The organism is Eubacterium sp. AF17-7 (assembly GCF_003461285.1).
GTDB lineage: Bacteria > Bacillota > Clostridia > Lachnospirales > Lachnospiraceae > Eubacterium_U > Eubacterium_U album.
Window position 1 is genome coordinate 1 of sequence record NZ_QTWU01000009.1, and the last position, 25,317, is coordinate 25,317.

The 25,317-nt window shown below is 31.2% G+C and carries 19 protein-coding genes, 1 tRNA gene, 1 other RNA gene, 1 pseudogene and 1 other annotated feature; of the genes and pseudogenes, 19 read left to right on the forward strand and 3 right to left on the reverse strand.

What is annotated here, in order from left to right; translation table 11 throughout:
• The 4 genes and pseudogenes from DWW96_RS08770 to DWW96_RS08785 form a co-directional block, all read left to right on the forward strand.
• Positions 1-507, forward strand: a pseudogene (locus DWW96_RS08770) (ketol-acid reductoisomerase); the annotation flags it as partial.
• 253 nt (positions 508-760) lie between these two features.
• Entirely contained in the window at positions 761-2,233 is a 1,473-nt protein-coding gene (locus DWW96_RS08775; RefSeq protein WP_117910155.1) for a nicotinate phosphoribosyltransferase, read from the forward strand.
• 198 nt (positions 2,234-2,431) lie between these two features.
• Positions 2,432-2,965 carry an RNA polymerase sigma factor gene (locus tag DWW96_RS08780; RefSeq protein ID WP_117910156.1) on the forward strand — a complete coding sequence of 178 codons (534 nt, stop codon included), beginning with the start codon at positions 2,432-2,434 and terminating at the stop codon, positions 2,963-2,965.
• A 7-nt stretch (positions 2,966-2,972) separates the two neighbouring features.
• Positions 2,973-3,989: a hypothetical protein gene (locus DWW96_RS08785; RefSeq protein WP_158562676.1), complete on the forward strand. Its 1,017-nt coding sequence runs from the start codon at positions 2,973-2,975 to the stop codon at positions 3,987-3,989.
• Positions 3,990-3,993: 4 nt separating this feature from the next.
• Here DWW96_RS08785 and DWW96_RS08790 read toward each other — a convergent pair whose 3' ends face one another.
• Together DWW96_RS08790 and DWW96_RS08795 are read right to left on the reverse strand one after the other, a co-directional pair.
• Positions 3,994-4,902 carry a TIGR01212 family radical SAM protein gene (locus DWW96_RS08790; protein ID WP_117910157.1) on the reverse strand — a complete coding sequence of 303 codons (909 nt, stop codon included), beginning with the start codon at positions 4,900-4,902 and terminating at the stop codon, positions 3,994-3,996.
• Between the two features lie 651 nt (positions 4,903-5,553).
• Positions 5,554-5,643: transfer RNA gene (locus DWW96_RS08795), tRNA-Ser, on the reverse strand.
• A gap of 145 nt (positions 5,644-5,788) precedes the next feature.
• Between DWW96_RS08795 and DWW96_RS08800 the strand changes: the two genes are divergently transcribed.
• The 11 genes from DWW96_RS08800 (at position 5,789) to DWW96_RS08850 (ending at position 19,234) form a co-directional block, all read left to right on the forward strand.
• The gene (locus DWW96_RS08800; RefSeq protein WP_117910158.1) at positions 5,789-6,319 is read left to right on the forward strand and encodes a sigma-70 family RNA polymerase sigma factor; all 531 of its coding nucleotides are present in this window, start codon (positions 5,789-5,791) and stop codon (positions 6,317-6,319) included.
• A 2-nt stretch (positions 6,320-6,321) separates the two neighbouring features.
• Positions 6,322-8,523 carry a beta-propeller domain-containing protein gene (locus DWW96_RS08805; RefSeq protein ID WP_117910159.1) on the forward strand — a complete coding sequence of 734 codons (2,202 nt, stop codon included), beginning with the start codon at positions 6,322-6,324 and terminating at the stop codon, positions 8,521-8,523.
• 88 nt (positions 8,524-8,611) lie between these two features.
• Positions 8,612-9,877 (forward strand): 3-isopropylmalate dehydratase large subunit, encoded by a 1,266-nt coding sequence (leuC, locus tag DWW96_RS08810; protein ID WP_022089070.1) that lies wholly within the window; start codon positions 8,612-8,614, stop codon positions 9,875-9,877.
• Positions 9,878-9,886: 9 nt separating this feature from the next.
• Entirely contained in the window at positions 9,887-10,372 is a 486-nt protein-coding gene (leuD, locus tag DWW96_RS08815; RefSeq protein ID WP_022089071.1) for a 3-isopropylmalate dehydratase small subunit, read from the forward strand.
• 21 nt (positions 10,373-10,393) lie between these two features.
• On the forward strand, positions 10,394-11,881 hold the full coding sequence (thrC, locus tag DWW96_RS08820) for a threonine synthase (RefSeq protein WP_117910160.1): 1,488 nt from the start codon (positions 10,394-10,396) through the stop codon (positions 11,879-11,881).
• A 235-nt stretch (positions 11,882-12,116) separates the two neighbouring features.
• Complete coding sequence (yfbR, locus tag DWW96_RS08825; RefSeq protein WP_022089073.1) at positions 12,117-12,689, forward strand: 5'-deoxynucleotidase; 573 nt, start codon at positions 12,117-12,119, stop codon at positions 12,687-12,689.
• A gap of 24 nt (positions 12,690-12,713) precedes the next feature.
• Positions 12,714-14,786, forward strand: coding sequence for a DNA topoisomerase (locus tag DWW96_RS08830; protein ID WP_022089074.1), 2,073 nt, complete (start codon positions 12,714-12,716; stop codon positions 14,784-14,786).
• On the forward strand, positions 14,786-16,606 hold the full coding sequence (glmS, locus tag DWW96_RS08835; RefSeq protein ID WP_117910161.1) for a glutamine--fructose-6-phosphate transaminase (isomerizing): 1,821 nt from the start codon (positions 14,786-14,788) through the stop codon (positions 16,604-16,606). Before DWW96_RS08830 ends, glmS begins: the two co-directional genes overlap by 1 nt.
• 87 nt (positions 16,607-16,693) lie before the next feature.
• Positions 16,694-17,353 carry a transferase gene (locus DWW96_RS08840; RefSeq protein ID WP_022089076.1) on the forward strand — a complete coding sequence of 220 codons (660 nt, stop codon included), beginning with the start codon at positions 16,694-16,696 and terminating at the stop codon, positions 17,351-17,353.
• 158 nt (positions 17,354-17,511) lie between these two features.
• Positions 17,512-17,719: non-coding RNA, 6S RNA (gene ssrS, locus DWW96_RS08845), on the forward strand.
• A 102-nt stretch (positions 17,720-17,821) separates the two neighbouring features.
• Complete coding sequence (locus DWW96_RS08850) at positions 17,822-19,234, forward strand: SpoIID/LytB domain-containing protein (RefSeq protein WP_117910162.1); 1,413 nt, start codon at positions 17,822-17,824, stop codon at positions 19,232-19,234.
• On the opposite strand, the gene DWW96_RS08855 is transcribed toward DWW96_RS08850, so the two are convergent.
• Positions 19,224-20,072 carry a YihY/virulence factor BrkB family protein gene (locus DWW96_RS08855; RefSeq protein WP_022089078.1) on the reverse strand — a complete coding sequence of 283 codons (849 nt, stop codon included), beginning with the start codon at positions 20,070-20,072 and terminating at the stop codon, positions 19,224-19,226. The genes DWW96_RS08850 and DWW96_RS08855 overlap by 11 nt on opposite strands.
• Before the next feature lie 262 nt (positions 20,073-20,334).
• Positions 20,335-20,562 (forward strand) — a binding site (T-box leader).
• A 72-nt stretch (positions 20,563-20,634) separates the two neighbouring features.
• On the opposite strand from DWW96_RS08855, the gene pheS reads away from it, so the two are divergent.
• From pheS to dtd, 4 genes are all read left to right on the forward strand, one after another.
• Complete coding sequence (gene pheS / locus DWW96_RS08860) at positions 20,635-21,654, forward strand: phenylalanine--tRNA ligase subunit alpha (protein WP_022089079.1); 1,020 nt, start codon at positions 20,635-20,637, stop codon at positions 21,652-21,654.
• Positions 21,655-21,684: 30 nt separating this feature from the next.
• Positions 21,685-24,102 carry a phenylalanine--tRNA ligase subunit beta gene (pheT, locus tag DWW96_RS08865; protein WP_117910163.1) on the forward strand — a complete coding sequence of 806 codons (2,418 nt, stop codon included), beginning with the start codon at positions 21,685-21,687 and terminating at the stop codon, positions 24,100-24,102.
• Positions 24,103-24,138: 36 nt separating this feature from the next.
• Positions 24,139-24,609, forward strand: a complete 471-nt coding sequence (locus DWW96_RS08870; RefSeq protein ID WP_243003055.1) for an HD domain-containing protein — start codon at positions 24,139-24,141, stop codon at positions 24,607-24,609.
• A gap of 249 nt (positions 24,610-24,858) precedes the next feature.
• Positions 24,859-25,311: a D-aminoacyl-tRNA deacylase gene (gene dtd, locus DWW96_RS08875; RefSeq protein WP_022089082.1), complete on the forward strand. Its 453-nt coding sequence runs from the start codon at positions 24,859-24,861 to the stop codon at positions 25,309-25,311.
• Positions 25,312-25,317: the final 6 nt, after the last annotated feature.

Consider the following 25,317-nt stretch of genomic DNA (forward strand, 5'->3'; position numbering starts at 1 on the left):
ATTGGTGGAGCAAGAGCCGGAGTTCTTGAAACAACATTCAGAACAGAAACAGAAACAGACTTATTCGGAGAACAGGCAGTACTTTGTGGTGGTGTTTGTGCATTAATGCAGGCAGGATTTGAAACATTATGTGAAGCAGGATATGATCCAAGAAACGCATACTTTGAATGTATCCATGAAATGAAGCTTATCGTAGACTTAATTTACCAGTCAGGATTTGCAGGAATGAGATATTCAATATCAAATACAGCAGAATATGGTGATTATGTAACAGGACCAAAGATTGTTACAGCAGAAACAAAGAAAGCAATGAAGAAAGTACTTAGCGACATTCAGGACGGAACATTCGCAAAAGAATTCTTACTTGATATGTCACCGGCAGGACGTCAGGTACACTTCAAGGCTATGAGAAAGTTAGCTTCAGAACATCCATCAGAAAAAGTTGGACAGGAAATCAGAAAACTTTACAGCTGGAATAATGAAGAAGACAAGTTAATCAATAACTAAGATTGATTTTTAATGAAATGCGGTTAATTCGATAGGATTGACCGCATTTTTTAGGCTCTTTTTTAGCATGAGGAAATCCAAAGCGTATAATCAGGTTGCGAATAACATCCACAGTTTGGTATTTTTTATTTTAAAAGGTAGACAATTTAAATTTCAAGTAATAAAATTAATAAGATATACAAATATAATAAAGAAATAAGACTAAGTAAAATGGGAATAGTGAAAAACAAAAAGAAAGACAGAGGTAAGGTTGATGAAAATATATAATGGATATAAACGTTTACCAAGAAATTATACTCTTATGACAGATGAATATGAATTTACAATGTCGAACGGATATTATCAGAATGGAATGCAAAATCAGATTGCTGCATTTGATGTTTTCTTTAGAAAAGTGCCTAACAATGGCGGGTATGCTATTATGGCAGGATTAGATAAAGTAATAGAATACATTAAAGATTTCAGTTTTGGAGAACAGGAATTATCATATTTAGAAAGAAAAGGATATGGTAAGTCATTTGTAGAATATTTAAAAAATTTGAAATTCTCGGGTGATATATATGCAATACCTGATGGAACTCCTGTATTTCCAAATGAGCCTATAATAACGGTAAAAGCACCTATAATTGAAGCACAGATAATTGAAACTGCAATTTTATCTATGGTTAACGGAGCAATGGAACATGCAACAGGAGCAAGAAGAATAGTAGAAGCTACTCCTGATGATGTGACAATAATGGAATTTGGAGCTAGAAGAGCAGATGGTTGTGAAGCAGCAATAGATGCGTCAATATATGGAATTATGGCAGGATGTGATGGAACAAGTAATGATATTGCTGCGGATATGCTTAATATGAAAGGACTGGGAACTCAGGCACATAGTTGGATTGAGTCATATGACACTGAGTATGATGCATTTTTAGCATATGCAAAAGCTTATCCGGATAATTGCTTATTATTAGTTGATACAATTGATACTCTAAGAAGTGGCGTTCCAAATGCTATAAGAGTTGCAAAAGAGTATTTAGTTCCAAACGGTTATAGATTAAAAGGAATTAGAATTGACTCAGGAGATTTAGCTTATTTATCTAAGAAAGCAAGAAAAATGCTTGATGATGCAGGATTAGAAGATGCAGGAATATGCTTAAGCAATGGACTTACAGCTGAATCAATAGAATCATTAATTATACAGGGAGCAGAGTTCTCAAGTCTTGGTGTTGGCGATAACATTTCTAAACCTGAAGGAAGAATGGGATGCGTATATAAAGAAGTTGCATTAAAGAAAGATGGAAATTGGATTCCTAAAATAAAATTAAGTAATGATGTTTCAAAGACAATCAATCCTGATTTTAAAAAATTATATAGAGCATATGATAAAGAAACAGGATATGCAATTGCAGATATAATGGCAAGAAGAATAGAAAATGTATCAAGGGATAAAATAGTTATTGCTGATCCGGCCAATATATTAAAACATACTACAATTACTAATTTTAAATTAGAAAAATTACAAAAGACAATATTTAAAAATGGTGAATTAGTGTATGACGATCCGGAAATTTTAGAAAAACAGAAGTATTGTAATGAACAAATGAAAAAAATTTATCCTGAAGTAAAGAGAACAAAAATGCCACATGAGTATTATGTTGACGGAACTGAAGAATATGTGGAATTTAAAAATGTTTTGATTGACGAGACAAAGAAAATAGCTAAAAATAAAATATAAAACTTAAAAAGTTGAATAGAAACTAAACTTTTTGCTTAATTTTTATTCAATTTTTTAGTTTATATGCAATAAAAATCAGTTTTGCATTTAATTTATGCAATAAAAATTGAACATATCACGTTTAATTAGTAGATAATAGAGTATGAGATGATACTAATTACGGGGTGAATAAAAAGGGGATATAATAAGGTAATATTTATGCAAAGTGAAAATAATAAAATAGATGAAGGATTATTTGCAAAAATAGCAGATGGTGATAATGAAGCTTTTGCACAATTATATTATGCATCGTATAAACAATTGTATGGGTTTTTATTATCGCTTACGAGAAACAAAGAAGATGCAGAAGATATGCTGCAAAATACATATATAAAAGTGCGTAATGGAAGTCATTTATACACAAAACAAGGTACACCTATGGGGTGGATGTGTCGTGTCGCAAAAAATGTATATCTCGACCACATAAGAAAATATGGAAAAATTACAAAAGTTGATTTTGATTTGGTGGAGAATTATGTGACAGATAATGAAAATAATGTTAGTGAACAACGAATTTTATTAGAACAGGCACTTGCGTCATTAAAAAAAGAAGAAAGAACGATTGTAATTATGTACATATATATGGGGATGAAACATAGAGAAATTGCTGAAATTACAGGATTACCGCTATCAACTGTATTATCTAAATATAACAGAGCATTAAAAAAAATGAAGAGTAAAATTGAAGCATAGGAGGCATATGATGAAAGAAAAGGATATAAAAGAAATTTTAGATGACAAATTTGAATCAATGGCTCCGGATTTAGTTAATAAAATTTGTGAAAATAAAATAGAAAAAATAAAAGACGAGTCTGAACTTTTTGGTAATGATGAGCCGTTATTTAGAAAGAATAATAAAGTTATATTTGGTGGTATTGTTACTGCTATGGTGGCGTGTATTATGATTGTTATAATGGTATTTTCTCCAAAACAGCAGTTTAAGGAGGAAAAATATGCTTTTTCCATAATTGTAGATGTTAATCCAAGTATTACGGTACAATTTAATAAGGAAGGATGCGTTGAAAAAATTGTAGCAGGAAACAAAGATGCAAAGTTAATTGTAAAAAAATTGAGAAACAAATTGAATGAAAAATCTAAATGCGAAGATGTAATGAATGGAATTATAAAAGAAATATCGAATGAAGGATATTTGAAAAAAAATAAGAATTCTATGCTTGTAACAGTTGTGTCAGATAATGCAAAGACAAGAAAAGAAGTACTAAATTCAGTTCAATATAATACTGAAAAATACGAAATTGATAAGGGAAAGAAATTTAAAACAATTTATCAGGATATAAAAGTAGATAAAAAGGTTGAAAAAGTTGCAAAGAAAAATAATGTTTCACTAGGAAAAGCTGCATTGTGTATAAAATTGGCAGAAGCAGGAAAGGAAGATTATAATAAACTATGTAGGAAAAGTATTAATACCCTGGCAGGAGAAGTTGAAAAAAAGGGTGTGGCAAATGACGATGATGAGCTAATATTGAATATAGAACCAGCAATAGTTGAAGAAGAGATTTCTGAACCTTTTACTGAAGAAGAAATCACAGAAACGATAAGTGAAACAGAAAGTCAGGAAACTACTTCTGAATATGAAAGTGAAGTAACGACAGAAGAAACCAGTGAAGTAGAAAATACACAGGAAATTGAAACTACACAAAGTCAGGAAATACAAACAACTCTTGAGAGCGAAACAAAACAAGGTGTAGTTAAGTAAATAGTTAGTTGATAACTTTACTCCCTTGAATAATGTCCATATCAGATAAATATTTATTGAGAGTATTTAAAACTAATTTTTTATTTTCGCTCCATAAAGGCTCTATTAATAAAGATTTTGGACCATCTCCGGTTAATCTATGAATAACAATGTTTGAAGGAATGTGCTCAAGACATTTGCCTATTAGGGAAACATATTCATCCATAGTGAAAACATGAAAAGGATTTCGCATATAAATATCTGCAAGAGTAGTGTTTTTTAATATGTGGAGTAATTGAAGCTTAATGCCTTGAATATGTAAGGAGCAAACATAATCAACTGATTGTAATATATCTTCCATAGATTCTCCGGGAAGTCCTAATATTAAATGTACTATAATATCTATATTAGCTTGATTGAGACGTGTTACAGCGTTATTAAAACAATCCAAATTATAACCGCGATTAATGAATTCTGCAGTTTTTTCGTGAATTGTCTGTAATCCAAGTTCAATCCAGACAGGTTTAATTGAATTTAATTCATTTAAAAGTGCAATTACTTCGTCAGGCAAACAGTCAGGTCGGGTCCCAATTGACAAAGCAACAATATCAGGATGATTTATTGCTTCTGTAAATATTTTTCTTAAATATTCAACAGAACCATATGTATTTGTAAATGATTGAAAATAGGCTATGTATTTACCTGATGATATTTTCTTTGAAACTTTTTCTTTTGCTTCCTCAATTTGGGCAGTTATTGAATATGAAGGATTGCTAGCAAAGTCACCTGAACCACCTTCACTACAAAAAATACAACCACCCATACTAATATTACCATCTCTGTTAGGACATGAAAGGCCGGAACTTATAGACAATTTATATACTTTACATCCAAATTTATTTCTTAAATAAGCATTTAAAGAGTTGTAATACATTGCGGATACTCCTTTATAAATTAGTAAAATGATAAAAGTGACAATATTGAAATTGTCAGCATAAATAATAGTATAAAGTTTATGCCAGGGGCAAAAGGTTTAAGTCCACATAAGCTTGCTAATGAGTGGGTGAAAGACCTTTTTGATTCCAACATAAAGTTATAAACTATTATAATAAACACACTTTGTAGTTTTATGTTTTTGTTTTGACATAATAATATATCTTATCATAAAAAGTAGCAAAAATAAAATATACATACAGGTGAAATAAGATATAAAAATAACCAAAAAAGAAGACGTAATATTGGCTATATTTGTCCGTGGAAAAACAAGCTTAGTCATAGAAAAACAAAGGAAAAAATGATATAATTTTATATAAATAAAGGAGACGGATTTTAGAAAGGAGGAATTCATTATGGAATTTTATGAAAACAAAAAAGGAATGGTGATTTTCTTCGGATATTTAGCTGTTATGTGCTTTTTATTATGGTGTTTTATGATGGCAGTATAATTTGATTTCATAAGGTCAAAGTCACGTAAACGAAAAAACTCATCTTACATGAAGAGTAATGCATGTGAATATGCAAATAATCATGTAAGATGAGTTTTGTTGTTATATACAAAAAAGTCATGTGTATAACAAGAGAAAAGCGGAGCGAGTGGGATTCGAACCCACGTGCCCAAGTAAATGGACAAACTGATTTCGAGTCAGTCTCGTTATGGCCTCTTCGATACCGCTCCAAAAAGCAACAAGAAATTTATAACATATTTTAAAGAAGAATGCAACAAAACGGAAAAAGAAGAACACTATATATTTGAAGGGTAAAGTGTACACAACCTGGAAAACACTATTGTTTATTCAGGAATAAATTATGGAGAAAACAATATGAATTATGAAATCAATGATGTAGAAAAAGCAAAGGTGGGAAATAAGACTGCATTTGAAAATCTGTATTCAGCAGTACATAGAGATTTGTACAAATTTGCATTTTACACAATAGGAAACAGTGAACAGGCTAAAGATGCAGTAAGTGAAACATTTTTAGATGCTTATAAAGGAATTGGAAAACTAAAAAACACAGATAAATTTGATATTTGGATTATAAAAATATTATCAGGCAAATGTAAAAGACAAATGCGGGAAAAATATGATAAAGTAACAATTCAAAATCCTAAAGTTATCCAATTTGATGAATTAACAGGTGTTGAAGGAAAAACAGATAATAAAGAAGAAAAAATCGACTTGGAAATGGCTATGAGCATATTGAATAAAACAGACAGAATGATTGTGACTTTATGCATTATAGAAGGATATAAAAGTGAAGAAGTCGGAAAAATATTACATATTAAATCATCAACCATAAGATCTAAATTGAATAGAAGTTTAAACAAATTGAAAAAATATTTGGAGGATTAGGAATGGATAAGAAAGATTTTTTTGAGGATGTAAATAAAGAAAATAAAAAAATTGCAAGTTTTATAAAAGAAGAATCTGATAAAACAATAATTCCTGACAAAATGAACAGTGAAGAATTAAACGGATTATTAAACAAAAGTAATGAAAGAAAAAAACAGGGGAAAATACTTAAAATTGGAACAATTGCCGCATGCCTTGCGTTAATTGTTGGAGTATTTAATGTTACATACAATTATATAACTAACGATAATAATAGTGGAACGTTCAATGTAGTTGTAAATGAAAAGAATAATGAGAGCAAATCAGACAATAATGAAAGTTATTCGGATATATATGATAAACTTAAAAATTTACAAATTGCAAATAATGCAATTTACTATGGAATGAAAGAAAGAAACGGACTTAAAACTGCAAAATCTGAAAGTACTAATGTAGCAGATTCTTCAGCATCATCACAATCTAAATCTTACAATACAAATGTACAGACGCAAGGCGTAGATGAAGCAGATATCGTAAAGACGAATGGCAAGAATATATTTCTTCTTAATCAAAGCAAGAGTAAAGTTTTAATATGCAATGCTGATGGAGAAAATACTAAACAGGTTGGAGCAATAAACTTATCATCAGGAAAAAATAAAAATAAATATGAGTATCAGGAAATGTACGTTAATGATAATAGACTCGTAGTTTTTGCAAGTAAATATAGTTCTTCAACCGGAAAAATGGGATGTTATGATATAGCAATTTATTCGGGAAATACAGAAGTATTGATTTACGATATAACAGATATTGAAAATGCTAAATTAGCATCAACTTTGAAGATAGAAGGCAATTATAATTCTTCAAGATTAGTTGGAAATATTTTATATACTGTTACAAATAAACCAATAGACAATATTTCAATAGACAATTGCGTACCATATGTTCAAAATAAAAAAATGGCAGCTTCGGATATTTATATTCCTGAAAATAGTGATGGTAGTGATTATGTTATTGTTACATCAGTTAATATTTTAAAACCCGACAAAATAATGGGAACAAAGGCTATAGCTGTCGGAAATACTAATGTTTATATGAGTGAGGACAATTTGTATTTATGCATATCAAAAAGCAGTGAGGAAGATATTTCTGACACAAAGGAAGGAAAAAAATATATAAGCAAAATAGATATAAAAGATAAAGATGTAAAAATAAGAAAGGAATATAAAAAATATCTTAAAAAAGCATATCCGGATATTAATTTTAATGAAGTATATGCAAAAGAAAAAGTTGTTTATGTACGTGAAAAAAGCAATACCGAAATAATAAAAATACAATGCAAAGATGGAAATTTGAAAATAATTTCAGATGGAGTTGTAGATGGAACAATAGATGACAATTTATCTGTTGATGAATATAAAGGGCATATTAGAATGGTTACAACCGTTAATGATTATAAAAATCTTGTTAGTAGAATTGTTGTTTATAATAAACAAGATGAAGTAATCGGATACGAAGACATATATAATGAAAAAGTTTTAGAAAATGATTTCTATAAAAATGATATGCACAATAATCTGTATGTTTTAGATTCAGGCATGAAAGTTGTTTCAAAAACAGAAGGATTAGCTGAAAATGAAGAAATTTATTCAGCAAGATTTATGGGCGATTATGGATATTTTGTTACATATAGAAATACAGACCCTCTTTTTGCAGTTGATTTTTCTGATATAGAAAATCCAAGTATTATTGGAAAATTAAAAATTTCCGGATACTCAGATTATTTGCATTTCTATGGAGAAGATAGTTTATTAGGATTAGGAATGAATACAGAAAATGAAAATAATCAGGAAATAAAACTTGATATGTATAATATTAAAAATGGAAAAGCTGAATTAGAATCCAGAAAGGTGATAAGTGGAACTGAATATTCAGAAGCGTTATATAATTATAAAGCGGTTATGGTATCTTATGAGAAAAATATAATCGGATTCATGGCTGAAGAATATAAAAATGGTAATATAGAAAATTATTATTATATATTTGGATATGATAAAGAAAATGAAAAATTTGTAAGAAGAGCAAAAATAAAAATGTCTGGAAATATATATTCTTCTAGAGGATTATATATAGACGATAATTTGTACGTTATTGGATTTGATGGAAATGTAATAGTTCTCGATATGGATAATTATAATGAATTGTTAAGATTTAAAATGAAATAAATAATTATCATCAATTGACGCTGATTGAATTTTGTTATAAAATAGTGCATTAGAATAAAAGCGTATTCAATTAAGGAGGAATCTGAACATGGGAATGACTATGACTCAGAAAATTCTTGCAGCACATGCGGGATTAGATAAAGTCGAAGCAGGACAGTTGATTGAAGCCAATTTAGATTTGGTTTTAGGTAATGATGTAACAGCTCCTGTAGCGATTGGCGAAATGAAAAAAATGAATGTTGATTGTGTGTTTTGCAAAGATAAAATTGCATTAGTACCAGATCATTTTACACCAAATAAAGATATTAAATCAGCAGAATTATATAAATGCGTTAAAGATTTTGCAGAAGAAAACGAAATTACTAATTACTTTGAAACAGGAAGAGTTGGAATTGAACATGCATTACTTCCTGAAAAAGGGTTAGTTGTTGCCGGAGACGTAGTTATTGGTGCAGATTCACATACATGTACATATGGAGCCCTTGGAGCTTTCTCAACAGGTGTAGGAAGTACTGATATGGCAGCAGGTATGGCTACAGGTCAGGCTTGGTTTAAAGTTCCATCAGCTATTAAATTTAATCTTACAGGTAAACCGGCTAAATGGGTAAGTGGAAAAGATATTATTTTACATATAATTGGTTTAATCGGTGTTGACGGTGCATTATACCGCTCAATGGAATTTGTTGGAGATGGAATTAAATACTTATCTATGGATGACAGATTCGCTATGACAAATATGGCAATCGAAGCAGGTGGAAAGAATGGTATTTTCCCTGTAGATGATTTGGCTATTCAGTATATGAAGGAACATTCTACTAAAGAATTTACAGTATATGAAGCAGATGAGGATGCTGAATATGATGAGGAATACACTATTGACTTAAGTAAATTAAGACCGACAGTTGCATTTCCACATCTTCCTGAAAATACAAGAACAATTGACGAAGTTGGCGAAGTTAAGATTGATCAGGTTGTTATTGGTTCATGTACAAACGGAAGAATTGAAGATATGAGAATTGCTGCCAAAGTATTAGAAGGCAGAGAAGTTAAAAAAGGTGTAAGAGCCATAATTTTCCCAGCAACTCAGGCAGTATATTTACAGGCAATTGAAGAAGGCTTAATTCAGACTTTCATTAAAGCCGGATGCGCAGTAAGCACACCAACATGTGGCCCTTGTCTTGGAGGACATATGGGTATTCTTGCAAAGGGAGAAAGAGCAATAGCTACAACAAACAGAAACTTTGTAGGACGTATGGGAGACCCTGAATCAGAAGTTTACCTTTCAAGCCCTGCAGTAGCAGCAGCAAGTGCAGTTACAGGTAAGATTTCAGGACCAGAAGAATTAGGACTATAGGAGGCAGAAATGGAAGCTAAAGGAAGAGTATTTAAATATGGCGATAATGTTGATACAGATGTAATTATTCCAGCAAGATACTTAAATGTTCCTGATGCAAAGGAACTTGCAAAGCATTGTATGGAAGATATAGACGTTGATTTTGTAAAAAATGTCAAAGAAGGCGATATTATAGTAGCTGATAAGAACTTTGGATGTGGTTCATCAAGAGAACATGCACCAATAGCAATTAAGGCATCGGGTGTAAGTTGTGTTATAGCTGAAACATTTGCCAGAATTTTTTATAGAAATGCAATAAATATTGGTTTACCAATTATTGAATGCCCGGAAGCTGCTAAAGGCATTGAGGCAGGAGACGTGGTAAGAGTTAATTTTGATACAGGTATGATTTACAATGAAACAAAAGGAACTGAATTTAAAGGTCAGGCATTCCCGGAGTTTATGCAGAAAATCATTAAAGCAGAAGGTTTAATAAACTATATAAATAACAAATAAGGTTATCAGTAGGAGGAAAAGATGGAAGTATTATACAGAAGTACCCGTGGACAAGGTGGAGAAGTAAAGGCATCACAGGCTATTTTAAAAGGATTAGCAGATGATGGAGGATTATTTGTACCTACAACTATTCCGAAGTTAGAAGTATCTGTAAATGAATTGTCAAAAATGACATATCAGGAAGTTGCATATGAAGTTATGAAATTATACTTTACAGACTTTACAGAGGAAGAATTAAAGAATTGTATTAATAAAGCATATGATTCTAAATTTGATACAGAAGAAATTGCTCCATTAGCAGAAGTTGATGGCGCATACTATTTGGAACTTTTCCATGGCGCAACAATAGCATTTAAGGATATGGCATTGTCAATACTTCCACATTTACTTACAACATCAGCTAAAAAGAATGATGTTAAAAATGAAATTGTTATTTTGACAGCTACATCAGGTGATACAGGTAAGGCTGCTTTGGCAGGATTTGCAGATGTTAAAGGAACAAGAATTGTAGTATTTTATCCACATGGTGGAGTAAGCCCTATTCAGGAAAAACAGATGGTTACACAGAAAGGTGATAACACATTTGTTGTAGCAATAAATGGAAACTTTGACCAGGCACAGAGTGGAGTTAAAGCTATATTTGGAAATAAAGAACTTGCAAAAGAAATGGATGAAAAAGGATTCCAGTTCTCATCAGCAAACTCAATTAATATTGGACGTCTTATCCCACAGGTTGCTTATTATGTATATGCATATGCAAAATTATTTGCAGAAGGAAAAGTTGCTAAGGATGAAAAAATTAATGTTGTAGTTCCAACAGGTAACTTTGGTAACATTTTAGCAGCTTACTATGCAAAGAATATGGGACTTCCGATTGATAAATTAGTATGTGCTTCAAATGATAATAAAGTACTTTATGATTTCTTTGAAACAGGATGCTATGATAGAAACAGAGAGTTTATTTTAACAAACTCACCATCTATGGATATTTTGATTTCAAGTAATCTTGAAAGATTAATTTATAAAATTGCTGAAAATGATTCAGAAAAGAATGCTGAATTAATGGCAGAACTTGCAAAAGACGGAAAATATACTATTACTGATTCAATGAGAAAGCAACTTGCTGATTTTTATGGAAATTATGCTACTGAAGCTGAAACAACAGAAGAAATTAAACGAGTATATGACAAGACAGGATATATTATGGACACTCATACTGCAGTTGCTTCATGTGTATATGGTAAGTACAAGAAAGATACAAATGATGATAAGGTAACTGTTATTGCAAGTACAGCAAGCCCATTCAAATTTACAAGAAGTGTTATGAATGCAATTAATCCTGCATATGATAAGCTTGGCGATTTTGAATTAGTTGATGAATTAAGCAAGATTGGAAATGTTAAAGTTCCAAATGCAATTGAAGAAATCAGAAACGCAGAAATCCGTCATAATAACTTATGCAATGTAGATGAAATGGAATCTGTTGTAAAGAAATTTTTAAATATGTAAAGAGAGCATAATTGTGTAAACATGTAGTGCACAAGAGTTTGTGAAGTATTATTTTATTTCTCAGATATATATTTAAAAATTTGAAATATGAAGTTAAATAATATAAATATATTGTAAGCGAAGGTAATACCGTAAATTACAAATACAAAGGTCTTTTTGTTGATGATGTTTAATGACAAAAAGACCTTTGTATCTATTTAAAAGGTAGAAAACTTTTGTAATATGGAGAGAATAAATGAACAATTTTTTTGGTATGCTTGCCCGAATGAAATATATAAACAGATGGGGGCTTATGCGAAATACAATTCAGGAAAATATAGCAGAACATAGTTTAGATGTGGCTGTTATTTCCCATGCTTTAGCTACTATAGGAAATATCTATTTTAATAAACAAAATGATGCAGAACACATAGCGGTTTTAGCGATGTTTCATGATACATCCGAAATTATTACGGGAGATTTGCCTACACCTATAAAATATTATGCACCTGAAATAAGAGATTCTTATAAAAAGGTAGAGGAAGTGGCTACTAATCAGCTTATAAATGAATTGCCGGAAGAAATGAGAAAGGTTTACAGAACTATCTTAAAAGAAGAACAAAATGAAGAGTGGAAATATGTAAAGGCTGCAGATAGATTATCAGCATATATAAAGTGCATAGAAGAGTCAAAAATGGGAAATACAGATTTTGTTAATGCACAAAATTCAATTAAAAAGAGTATAGACGAAATGAAGATGCCGGAGATTGCTTTTTTTATTGAAAAATTTCTTCCATCATACAGTATTACATTAGACGAGATAAATTAATTACCGGACAAGGCAGGAGTGTTAATGGGAAAATCACTATTTATAGCAGAAAAACCAAGTGTTGCTGCTGAATTTGCAAAAGCATTAAAAGAGAATACAAAACGTGGTGACGGATATTTAGAAAGTGAAAATGCCGTAGTAACATGGTGTGTAGGTCATTTGGTTACTATGAGCTATCCGGAATGTTACGATGAAAAATTGAAAAAATGGAATATTCAGGATTTGCCTTTTATTCCGGAAGGAGAATGGAAATATGAAGTAATTCCTGGAGTAAAAAAGCAGTTTAATATTGTAAAAGGTCTTTTGAACAGAGAAGATGTAGAGACGATATATGTTTGTACTGACTCAGGAAGAGAAGGAGAATATATATACAGACTGGTGGCTCAGGAAGCAGGAGTACATGATAAAGTACAAAAACGTGTATGGATTGACTCTCAGACTGAAGAAGAAATTTTAAGAGGAATTAGGGAAGCAAAAGATATATCTGAATATGATAATTTGTCTGACGCGGCTTATTTAAGAGCGAAGGAAGATTATTTAATGGGAATTAATTTCTCTAGATTATTAACTCTTAGATATGGAAATTCAATTGCAAGATTCTTAAATAAAAAATACACAGTGATTTCTGTAGGTCGGGTTATGACGTGCGTATTAGGAATGATATGCAATAGAGAACGGGAAATAAGAAATTTTGTAAAAACACCATTTTACAGAGTAAATGGTAAATTGCAGATTGAAGATTACAAAGTAGATGCAGAATGGAAGGCAGTTGAAAATACAAAATATTTTGAAACACCATTTTTATATAAGGAAAATGGTTTTAAAGAAAGAAAGACGGCAGAAGAATTAATTGAGGCAATAAATGTTTCACAGCCGGTCGAATTAATGGTTAAGTCAATTACTAAAAAAGATGAAAAAAAGCAACCTCCATTGTTATTTAATCTTGCAGAACTTCAGAATGATTGTTCTAGATTATTTAAGATAAATCCTGATGAAACATTGAATGTAGTTCAGGAACTATATGAAAAGAAACTGGTAACTTATCCAAGAACTGATGCACGAGTTTTATCTACTGCGGTATCAAAAGAGATTTATAAGAATATAAATGGATTAAGAGGATTTACTCCGGTAAAAGGATTTGCTGAAAATATTTTAAAAGCAGGTTCTTACAAAGGGTTAGAAAAAACTAAATATGTAGATGATAAGAAGATAACAGACCATTATGCAATAATTCCTACAGGACAGGGATTAAATGGCTTAAATAGTTTAAAACCGGTTGCACAGAAAGTATACGTGCTTATTGTAAGAAGATTTTTAAGTATTTTTTATCCGCCGGCTATATACAAAAAAGCATCATTGATAGGAAATGTTAAATCTGTTTTCAAAGATGGTAGTGAAACAATGGAACAATTTGGAAGCAATTTTAAAATATTAGTTCAGAAAGGTTATTTTGAAATTGCAGGCGTTCCGGGCGAAAAGAAAAGCTCAAAAGATAAGCAGGAAAATGATGCTGAAAATCAGGATGGCACTAATGATAGTGAAAATCAGGAGTTAACACTAGACAGCAAATTTTTTGAATTGTTGAAAAATATAAAGAAAAATGATAAAATTTCAATGGTAGGTCTGGATATTAAAGAAGGTGAAACAAAACCACCAAAAAGATATAATTCAGGTTCTTTAATTCTTGCAATGGAGAACGCAGGTCAGCTTATAGAGGACGAGGATTTAAGAGCTCAGATAAAAGGAAGTGGAATTGGTACAAGTGCTACCAGAGCTGGAATAATAACCAAACTACAAAAAAATGAATACATTAAGTTAAATAGTAAAACACAGATTGTGACACCAATGCAATTAGGAGAAATGGTTTATGGCGTAGTTTATATGTCAATAAGATCTCTTCTTAACCCTGAATTGACAGCAAGTTGGGAATTAGGTCTTACCAAGGTTGCAGAGGGTGAAATAACAGCTGATGAATATATGAAGAAATTAGATGATTTTATAAGAGGTAGAACAGATAATGTTCTAAGAATCAACAATGCTAATCAGATGGTGAATTACTATAATTATGTGGCACAATTTTACAGGAGGAACAAATAATGTGTGGAATAGTAGGATATGTGGGCAGTAAAGACTGCGCTGATGTATTAATAGACTCATTAAGTAAACTTGAGTATAGAGGATATGATTCAGCAGGAATAGCAGTATTTGAAAAAGGTGAAATATCTGTATGTAAGGCAAAAGGAGAATTAAAGAAACTTACAGAAAAAATGAAAAAAGAACATAAACCATATGGACATTGTGGTATTGGACATACAAGATGGGCAACACATGGTGAACCATCAGACATTAACTCTCATCCACATGGAAATAAGAGAGTATCAATTGTACACAATGGGATTATAGAAAATTATAAAGAAATTAAAGATTTCCTAATTGATAAAGGATATACATTTGTAAGTGAAACAGATACAGAAACAGTTGCAAAATTATTAGATTACTATTATGAAGGTGATCCTATAGATGCAATAATTAAGACATTAAAAGATGTTACAGGTGCATATGCATTGGGAATTATTTTTAAAGATTTTCCTGATACAATTTATGCAGTAAGAAAAGACAGCCCATTAATTATTGGAAAAGGTGAAGAAGAAAACTTTATCGCCAGCGATGTACCTGCAATCTTAAAATATACAAGAAATTATTATCTTCTTGAATATGGTGAGATTGCAACAATTAAGTCAGATAGAATTGAATTTTGTGATTTTCATAAGCAGAATATTAAGAAAGAAATTCAGGTTTCAGAACTTGATATGGATGCAGCTGAAAAGGGTGGATATGAACATTTCATGTTAAAAGAAATACATGAACAGCCAACAGCAGTAAATACAACAATTGCACCAAGAATTGTGAATGGTATGCCTGATTTATCAGAATGTGGACTTACACCTGAAAAATTAAAATCATATCATAAGTTATTTATTGTTGCATGTGGTACAGCAATGCATGCAGGAATGGTTGGAAAGTATGTAATTGAAAAATTAGCAAGAACAGAAGTCACAGTTGATATTGCATCAGAATTTAGATATAGAGACCCTATAATTGGAAAAGATGATTTGATGGTTGTTGTATCACAGTCAGGTGAAACTGCAGATACTAAGGCAGCATTGCAGTTAGCACATGAAAGAGGCGCAGAAGTACTTTCAATTGTTAATGTTAAGGGCTCTTCAATTGCAAGAGAATCAGATATGGTTCTTTATACTCATGCAGGTCCTGAAATCTCAGTAGCATCAACAAAAGCTTTCTCAGTACAGATGTCTGTTATGTATTTAATAGCATTTGAAATGGCATATGCTAAAGGATGTATAGACGAAGCAGAGTGTAAGAGACTTACAGAAGAGTTAAAGAATATTCCTGAAGTTTTAGAAAAAACAATGCAGGCTGAGAGTAAATGTAAATATATTGCCAGCAAGTTAATAACAGCGTCAAGCTTATTATATATTGGTAGAGGGCTTGATTATGCACTTAGTATGGAAGGCTCACTTAAGTTGAAAGAGATTTCATACATTCATTCTGAAAGTTATGCTGCAGGCGAATTAAAACACGGAACAATTTCTCTTATTACAGATGGTATGCCGGTAATAGCAGTTGCTACACAGAGTCACTTACTTGAAAAAACAGTAAGCAATATTGTTGAAGTTAAATCAAGAGGGGCAATGACAATTACTGTTTGTAAGGAAGGAGAGCAATTTGCAGAAGGTGTAAATGATTATATAGTAGAAGTACCTGAATTAGAAGATGTATTAATGCCAATGGTAACAGTTATTCCGTTACAGATGATAGCTTATTATACTTCTGTATTAAAAGGATTAAATGTAGATAAACCAAGAAATCTTGCAAAATCAGTTACAGTAGAATAAGATCATATCGAAAAACTGTTACTTATATTAGTAACAGTTTTTCTTTAAATAGTGAAAGAAAAATAATTCACAAAGAGAGGTGCTAGAATGTACAAAATAAAAGATTTATATGATTTAAACGAAACAATTGCAGCTAAATTATTTGATGGGGTAGAATATCCATGGGAAGTATTAGCTAATATAGGTGATTTTATAATTGAATTAGGTAAGACTTTGCCGAAAGATAAATTTGACCATCCACAGGAAGATATATGGATTGCTAAAGATGTAACAATAGCAAAAACAGCAACATTAAACGGACCATTGATAATTGATGAAGGTACAGAAGTAAGACCTGGGGCATTTATCCGTGGAAAAGTTATTGTTGGAAAAGATTGTGTTGTTGGTAATTCTACAGAATTAAAAAATGTTGTATTATTCAATACTGTTCAGGTCCCACACTATAATTATGTTGGAGATAGTATTTTAGGAACGCATTCGCATATGGGAGCCGGATCAATTACTTCAAATGTAAAATCAGACAAAACATTAGTTGTGGTTAAAGATGGAGAAGAAAAGATTGAAACAGGTTTAAAGAAATTTGGAGCAATGCTTGGAGATTACGTAGAAGTAGGATGTGGTTCAGTCCTAAATCCGGGAACAGTCATTGGAAGAAATGTAAATATCTATCCTTTATCAAGTGTTAGAGGCGTAGTTAAAGCCAATTCAATCTACAAAAAGCAGGGAGAAATAGTAGAAAAAAGATAAGGTAAAAAATAGATTGTTATACGACAATCTTCAAGTGGAAATGCAAATTATAATGTTAAAGTTTTGTGAAAATAATAAATAGTCAGTATTTTCCATTGATAAAAAGAATAATATATTCTATAATAATATTACAAACAACACAGTCATTGATTGTGTTTGTTTCCTTGGAATGCTCGTAGACTTGTATATTTTGAACCTACATTTATCGAGACGGGATTCCTATATCTTTGCATGGATGTCAGGCCTCATATATGCCGTCAGTACATAGTACAGGTGGCTAGCTAGTGGAAGGCAGAAGTGTGAATGCGGTTGCCCACCTGGCGCAAGCTAGGACTCAAAAGGCAAGGACGGCATTTCGAGTATAAATCAAAAGATAAGTTGGCACAGCATTTTTGCTGTGCCTTTCTTATGTAATAGTAAATTTAGATATAAAGCTGTAAGTCGTATTTGAAAGGCTGGGTGCAAAAAATGAAAAAGATAATTTTTGCTTTATCTACAATACTTATAGTTACTTTTTGTGCATATACAATTAAGTGTCAGGATGTACTTATAAAAATCAATCAGTTAAAAACATATGGTCAGGATATCATAGTTAATAAAATTATATATGATGATGAAAGCAAAGCAAATGAAGAAAAAAATCAGACTGAAAAAATTATAAATATGGAATTGAATAATGTAAGAATAGTTCTTATGAATAGTGATTTTAGTTCGATTTATCACAATAATATAGAAATAAAGAAAAAAGAAAAAATAAATATTAATTATGGAAAAGACTTTCAAAATTCAGAAATTGTAAATGAAGATAAAATAATTTCATGTGGGTCAGAATATTTTAATGGAAGTAGTATAATAAAGATTTCAAATAATAAGAAAAAAATTCATATTAACTCGATAAAAAGAAATGGAAAAATTAACGGTTACAAAGGAGATATATATTTATATAAGACAGAAAATGGAATTGTTGTAGTAAATGAAGTGGGAATTGAAGACTATGTAGCGGCTGTTGTATCAAGTGAATTAAATAACTCATATCCAAATGAAGCATTAAAAGCCCAGGCTGTTTGTGCAAGAACATATATTGCAAAAAGAATTAATAATGAAAAATATAAGGAATATAATGCTTTTGGAGATGATAGTACAGCGTATCAGGTATACAATATAGTTGAGCCTGATAATAAAATAAAAGATGCGGTAGCACAAACAAAAGGCGAAGTAGTTACTTATAATGATAATTTAATAAACACTTATTTCTTTTCTACATCATGTGGGTATACTACAGATTATAAAATTTGGGGAACAAAAAAACAAAAATATCTGGAAAGCGTTCATGTAAAACAAAATTTAGAAGAAGCAGAAACGCAGGCAGATTTTGATACTTATATAAAAAAGAAATCTAAAACGGATTTAGAAAATAAATATCCGTTCTATAGATGGAATGTAAAAATGTCTAAGTCTCATTTAAGATATGTTGTAAATAATTATATAGGATACGATATAGGAAAAATTAGCAAAATAGAAATTAATAATAGAGGTGCAGGAGGTATAGTTTCTAATATTACCGTGTACGGAAAAAATAAGCAGATTAGCATAAGCAACCAAATTAATATAAGAAAAGCACTTAATCCATATGGCTTAGGGATAAAGCTTAATGATGGTGATATAAGGAGTAATATGTCAATGCTTCCTAGTAGTTTTTTTTCAATTGAAAACATTTATAGGAATGGAAAATGGTGGGGGATTAAAATATATGGTGGAGGATTTGGACATGGTTGCGGAATGAGTCAGAATGGTTGCAAAGAACTTGCACTTTCCGGCTATAGTTACGAAAATATAATTGAATTTTTTTATAAAAAAACAGCAATTGCCGTTATTGGTTAATTGCTGTTTTTTTTGAAATTTCAGGATAAAAATAAACATTTATTTCTGCTCCGATAAATAAAATGTAAATACAAAAGTAAATCCAAAACATCATAATTATAACTGCGGTTAAGCTGCCATACATATATGTCATATTAGAAAAATTATCTACATAAATTGAAAATGCAAATGAAAACAAAATCCATCCAAGAGAACTGAATACAGCTCCAGGTAATATTTTCCTGAATTTAGCTAACTTTAAATTTGCAACCTTGAATATTATTAGAAAGAATAGTGTTAATATTATAAAAACTGCCGAGTAACTTGTTATTGTATATAAAACAGAAACATTTATCAAAGGCGGAACAATTGAAATTGCAAGTTTAAACAGTTTGTTTCCAAATACTAAAAGTACTAATGTGACAACCATGGCAATTACAAAGAAAACAGTATATATCATAGAGATAAATCGTGATATAAAATAGTTCCTTGATGAATGCACATTATAAATATTATATATACCAAACATAACAGATAATACACCTTTTGACGCAGACCATATAGCGACAATAGCTGTAATGGAAATAACAGTACCGGATACATTTGAATACATCTCGTTTATTATTTGAATAATAAGAGGCTTAACGCTATCAGGTAAATAAGAATTTGCAAAATTAACTATGTAGTCTTCAGTGATTGGAGTAAGCCCAATCATATTTAAAATCAACATAGCAAATGGAAAAATTGAAAGCATAATAAAGAAAGAGGCCTGAGCACTATATACACCAACCTTGTCTTTACCAATTGCATTAACAAAATCCATGATAGTGTTGATAAATTTATTTTCTATTTTTTTCATAAATATACCCTTTTCATTTTAAATAGAAGAAAATGATATTACTTCTAATAAATAATTATATTCTTTTTGTATTTAAATAATTCCTTTAGTAATTTAAGGAAAACATATTTATTATAACATTTTTTGTTTAATGAAACAAGAAAGACGAAAACTAATAATGAACAGAGTAACAACAGCAGAATGGTTATTGCTGCAAAATGAGTTAAATAATGCCTAATTAGCGTGTTGACACTAAATTTTATGTGTGTTAGAATTACTAAAGTTAAAGGCAATGATAGTGTAAGTAAAGTTGCAGTATTCTTTAAGAGAGAAAGATTCATCGGCTGAGAGATTTTTTAGGTTACGCTGCAATTTGAATTTCCCACTGGAGCTGCATTTGTAAACGGAATTTTCTTAGTAATGAATGACGTTTATGCGCGTTAAGCATATAGAGAGCTTGATTATTTTAATCAGGAACTAGGGTGGTACCGCGGATATTTCCGTCCCTTAATCAAGGGTACTTTTTTTATGCAAAAAAATATTTTAAACAGTATCCGAAAATAAGTGAAAGGAAAAATAAATAATGAAGGAAAAGTTAAAAGCAATCAGAGAAGAAGCTGTTTCTAAAATCTTAGAATCAGAAAACTTAGATAAGTTAAATGAAATTAGAGTTGCTTATTTAGGTAAAAAAGGTCAGTTAACAGAAGTACTTAAAGGAATGAAGGATGTTGCTCCTGAAGACAGACCTAAGGTTGGACAGATGGTAAATGAAACAAGAGCAGCCATCGAAGAAAAAATGGAAGAAGTTAAAAATAATTTAGCTGCTAAAGCAAGGGAAGCTAAATTAAAAGCAGAGGTAATTGATGTTACACTTCCTGCAAAGAAAAATAAGATTGGTCATTTACATCCAAATACAGTTGCATTAGAAGAATTAGAAAAGATTTTCGTAGGACTTGGATATGAAGTTGTTGAAGGTCCGGAAGTTGAATATGATTACTATAACTTTGAAGCTTTAAATATTCCGGCAAACCATCCGGCTAAAGATGAACAGGATACTTTCTACATAAACAGAAATATGGTTTTAAGAACTCAGACATCATCAGTTCAGGTGCATGTAATGGAAAATGAGAAACCTCCTATCAGAATTATTTCACCGGGAAGAGTTTTCCGTTCAGATGAAGTAGATGCAACACATTCACCATCTTTCCATCAGGTAGAAGGACTTGTAATAGATAAGAATGTTACATTTGCTGACTTAAAAGGAACATTACAGGAATTTGCAAAAGAATTATTTGGAGCAGATACAAAGGTTAAATTCAGACCCCATCATTTCCCATTCACAGAGCCAAGTGCTGAAATGGACGTTACATGCTTTAAATGTGGAGGAAAAGGATGCAGATTCTGTAAAGGTGAAGGATGGATTGAAATTTTAGGATGTGGTATGGTTCATCCTCATGTATTAGAAATGAGTGGAATTGATCCTGAAGAATATACTGGATTTGCTTTCGGCGTTGGTTTGGAAAGAATCGCATTATTAAAATATGAAATCGATGATATGAGATTGTTATATGAAAATGATGATCGTTTCTTATCACAGTTCTAATTTTGTTTATAGAGAAAGGAAGAATTAATCATGAATACACCATTATCTTGGATTAAAGCATATGTTGATGATTTGGATTGTACAGATCAGGAATATATGGATGCAATGACTTTGTCAGGTACAAAGGTAGAAGGATTTGAAAGATTAGATGCTGACCTTGATAAAATTGTTGTAGGTAAAATAGAAAAAATTGAAAAGCATCCTGATGCAGATAAACTTGTTGTCTGTCAGGTTAATGTTGGAAAAGAAACAGTACAGATTGTTACCGGAGCACAGAATGTATTTGAAGGTGCCATCGTACCAGTTGTTCTTGATGGAGGAAGAGTTGCCGGAGGACATGACGGCTCAAAGACTCCGGGTGGTATTAAAATCAAAAAAGGAAAACTTCGTGGAGTTGAAAGTTTTGGTATGATGTGTTCAATAGAAGAATTGGGCTCAACAAATGAAATGTACCCGGAAGCACCTGAAAATGGAATTTATATTTTCCCTGAAGGAACAGAGGTAGGAAGTGATGCAGTAGAAGCATTAGGATTACATGACAGTGTATTTGAATATGAAATTACATCTAACAGAGTTGACTGCTACAGTGTAATTGGTATTGCAAGAGAAGCTGCAGCAACATTTAGAAAACCATTCCATGCACCTGAAACTCATGCAGTTGGAACAGATGGAGATGTTAACGAATATATTAAAGTAGAAGTTAAAGATTCTGATTTATGCTCAAGATATTGTGCAAAAGTAGTTAAAAACGTAAAAATTGGACCATCACCTAAATGGATGCAGAGACGTTTAGCAGCTTGTGGAATCAGACCAATTAACAATCTTGTAGACATTACAAATTATGTTATGGAAGAATTTGGTCAGCCAATGCATGCTTACGATTTAGATACAATTGCAGGTAAACAGATTGTTGTAAGACGTGCAAATGATGGTGAAACATTTACAACACTTGATGGACAGGAAAGAAATCTTGATAGTGAAATGCTTATGATATGTGATGGAGAAAAAGCAATTGGATTAGCAGGAATCATGGGTGGAGAAAATTCAAAAATCACAGATGATGTTAAAGATATGGTATTTGAGGCAGCATGCTTTGATGGAACTAACATCCGTTTATCATCAAAACGTTTAGGCTTAAGAACAGATGCATCAGGAAAATTTGAAAAAGGATTAGACCCTAATAATGCTGAAGCAGCAATCAACAGAGCATGTCAGTTAATTGAAGAACTTGGAGCAGGTGAAGTTGTTGCGGGAATGGTAGATATCTATCCTGAAAAGAAAGAAGAAAATACAGTTAAATTTGAGCCTGAAAAAATTAACAAGTTATTAGGAACAGACTTATCAAAAGAGGAAATGTTAAGTTACTTCCCTGCATTAGAATTAAAATATGATGATAATACACAGTTAATTACAGTTCCTACATTTAGACAGGATTTATACAGAACATGTGATATTGCAGAAGAAATCGCAAGATTTTATGGATATGACAAGATTCCAATGACACTTCCGTCAGGAGAATCAACATCAGGTAAGATTCCACTTAAAGTACAGATTGAAAAAATTGCAAGTTCAGTTGCACGGTTCTGTGGATTCTCTCAGGCAATGACATATTCATTTGAAAGCAAGAAAGTATTTGATAAACTTTTATTACCTGAAGATTCAGAACTTAGAAATACAGTTTCTATAATGAATCCATTAGGTGAAGATTTTAGTGTAATGAGAACTACATCGTTAAATGGAATGCTTACATCACTTTCAACAAACTTCAACAGAAGAAATAAGAATGTTAAATTATTTGAACTTGGAAATATTTATCTTCCAAAATCAATGCCTGTAACAGAACTTCCAGATGAAAGAATGCAGTTTACACTTGGATTTTATGGAGAAGGTGATTTCTTTACAATGAAAGGTGTTGTAGAAGAATTCTTTTCACAGGTTGGAATGGATAAAAAAGTAACATATGATGCTAAAGCAGGAAAGACATTTTTACATCCGGGACGTCAGGCAAATGTTATTTATAATGATACAGTTGTTGGTTATTTAGGAGAAGTTCATCCTGAAGTATTAGATAACTATAATATTAAAGACAGAGTATATGTTGCAGTAATTGACATGCCATATATCGTTGAAATGGCATCATTTGATACAAAATATAAAGGAATTGCTAAATATCCTGCTGTAACAAGAGATATTAGTATGGTAGTTTCAAAAGAAATACTTGTAGGTCAGATTGAAGAAGTAATAGAGAAATGTGCCGGAAAGAATCTTGAAAACTATCAGTTGTTTGATATTTATGAAGGAAATCAGATTGAAGAAGGATTTAAGTCAGTTGCATATAAGATTGTATTTAGAGCAAGTGACAGAACACTTGAAGAAGCTGATATCACAAAGGCAATGGACAAGATTCTTAAAGGATTACAGGAACTTGGTATTGAATTAAGAGGTTAAAGGACAAAAATGGATCATATAGAACTTTTTAATAAAATGATTGAGTATTATGAAGGCGATCCAAAGAGAATACAGCATTTTACAAAAGTATTTGAATATTGTAGACTCATTGGAACAATGGAAAATATTCCTGAAAAAGAGCAGTTCGCTTTAGAAACAACAGCTTTAGTTCATGATATTGGAATAAAAAAAGCAGAAGAAGTACATGGAAAAGGAAACTGTAGTGGAAAATTACAGGAAAAACTTGGACCTGAAATTGCTGAAAAAATGTTAAATGAATTAGGTTATCCTAAAGATGTCATTGAAAGAGTAAGTTATTTAGTTGCTCATCATCACACATATAATGATATATGTGACAGCGATTACCAGATTTTAGTTGAAGCAGATTTTTTAGTTAATATGTATGAAGACGGATTGCCGTCTCAGAATGTAAAGGCTGCTTATGAAGCTGTATTTAAGACAGAATCAGGCAAGCGTATATGCAGAACGATGTTTGGAATTAAATAATTTTAATTCATGCATTATTTGCAAAGTTCCAATAAAGAAAGGAACATTGTCTGTGCGGATGTATGTGAACAAAGTTTTTCATATATCTGTAGGATTAAATTAAACAGGGAAGGTTGGAATAAAATTTCAACCTTTCCTTTGTTGCTATAGTAGGAAACAAAATGAACGAAGTTCATTTTTTATAAATGTTTCCGACGAATAGCCTCTGACAGAAGGGCAGGGGCATTACATATTGCACAGGAGAATAAAATGAAATTTGTAATACAAAGAGTAAATCATGCATCAGTTAAGGTTGATGGAAATGTAGTAGGTAAAATAGATAAAGGCTATATGGTACTTATAGGTATATCTGAAAATGATACAAAGGAAATAGCTGATAAAATGATTAAGAAAATGATTGGCTTAAGAATTTTTGAAGATGAAAATGGAAAAACAAATATTAGTTTAAAAGATGTATCAGGTGAACTTTTACTTATTTCACAATTTACTTTGTATGCAGATTGTAAAAAAGGAAACAGACCTTCTTTTATCAATGCGGGAAAACCAGATATGGCAAATGAAATGTATGAATACATTATAGAACAATGCAAAAAAGAAATAAGCGTTGTTGAAAAAGGAATATTTGGCGCAGATATGAAAGTTAGTCTGGAAAATGATGGACCATTCACAATTGTTTTAGATAGTAAGGAAATTATAAAATAATGGAAA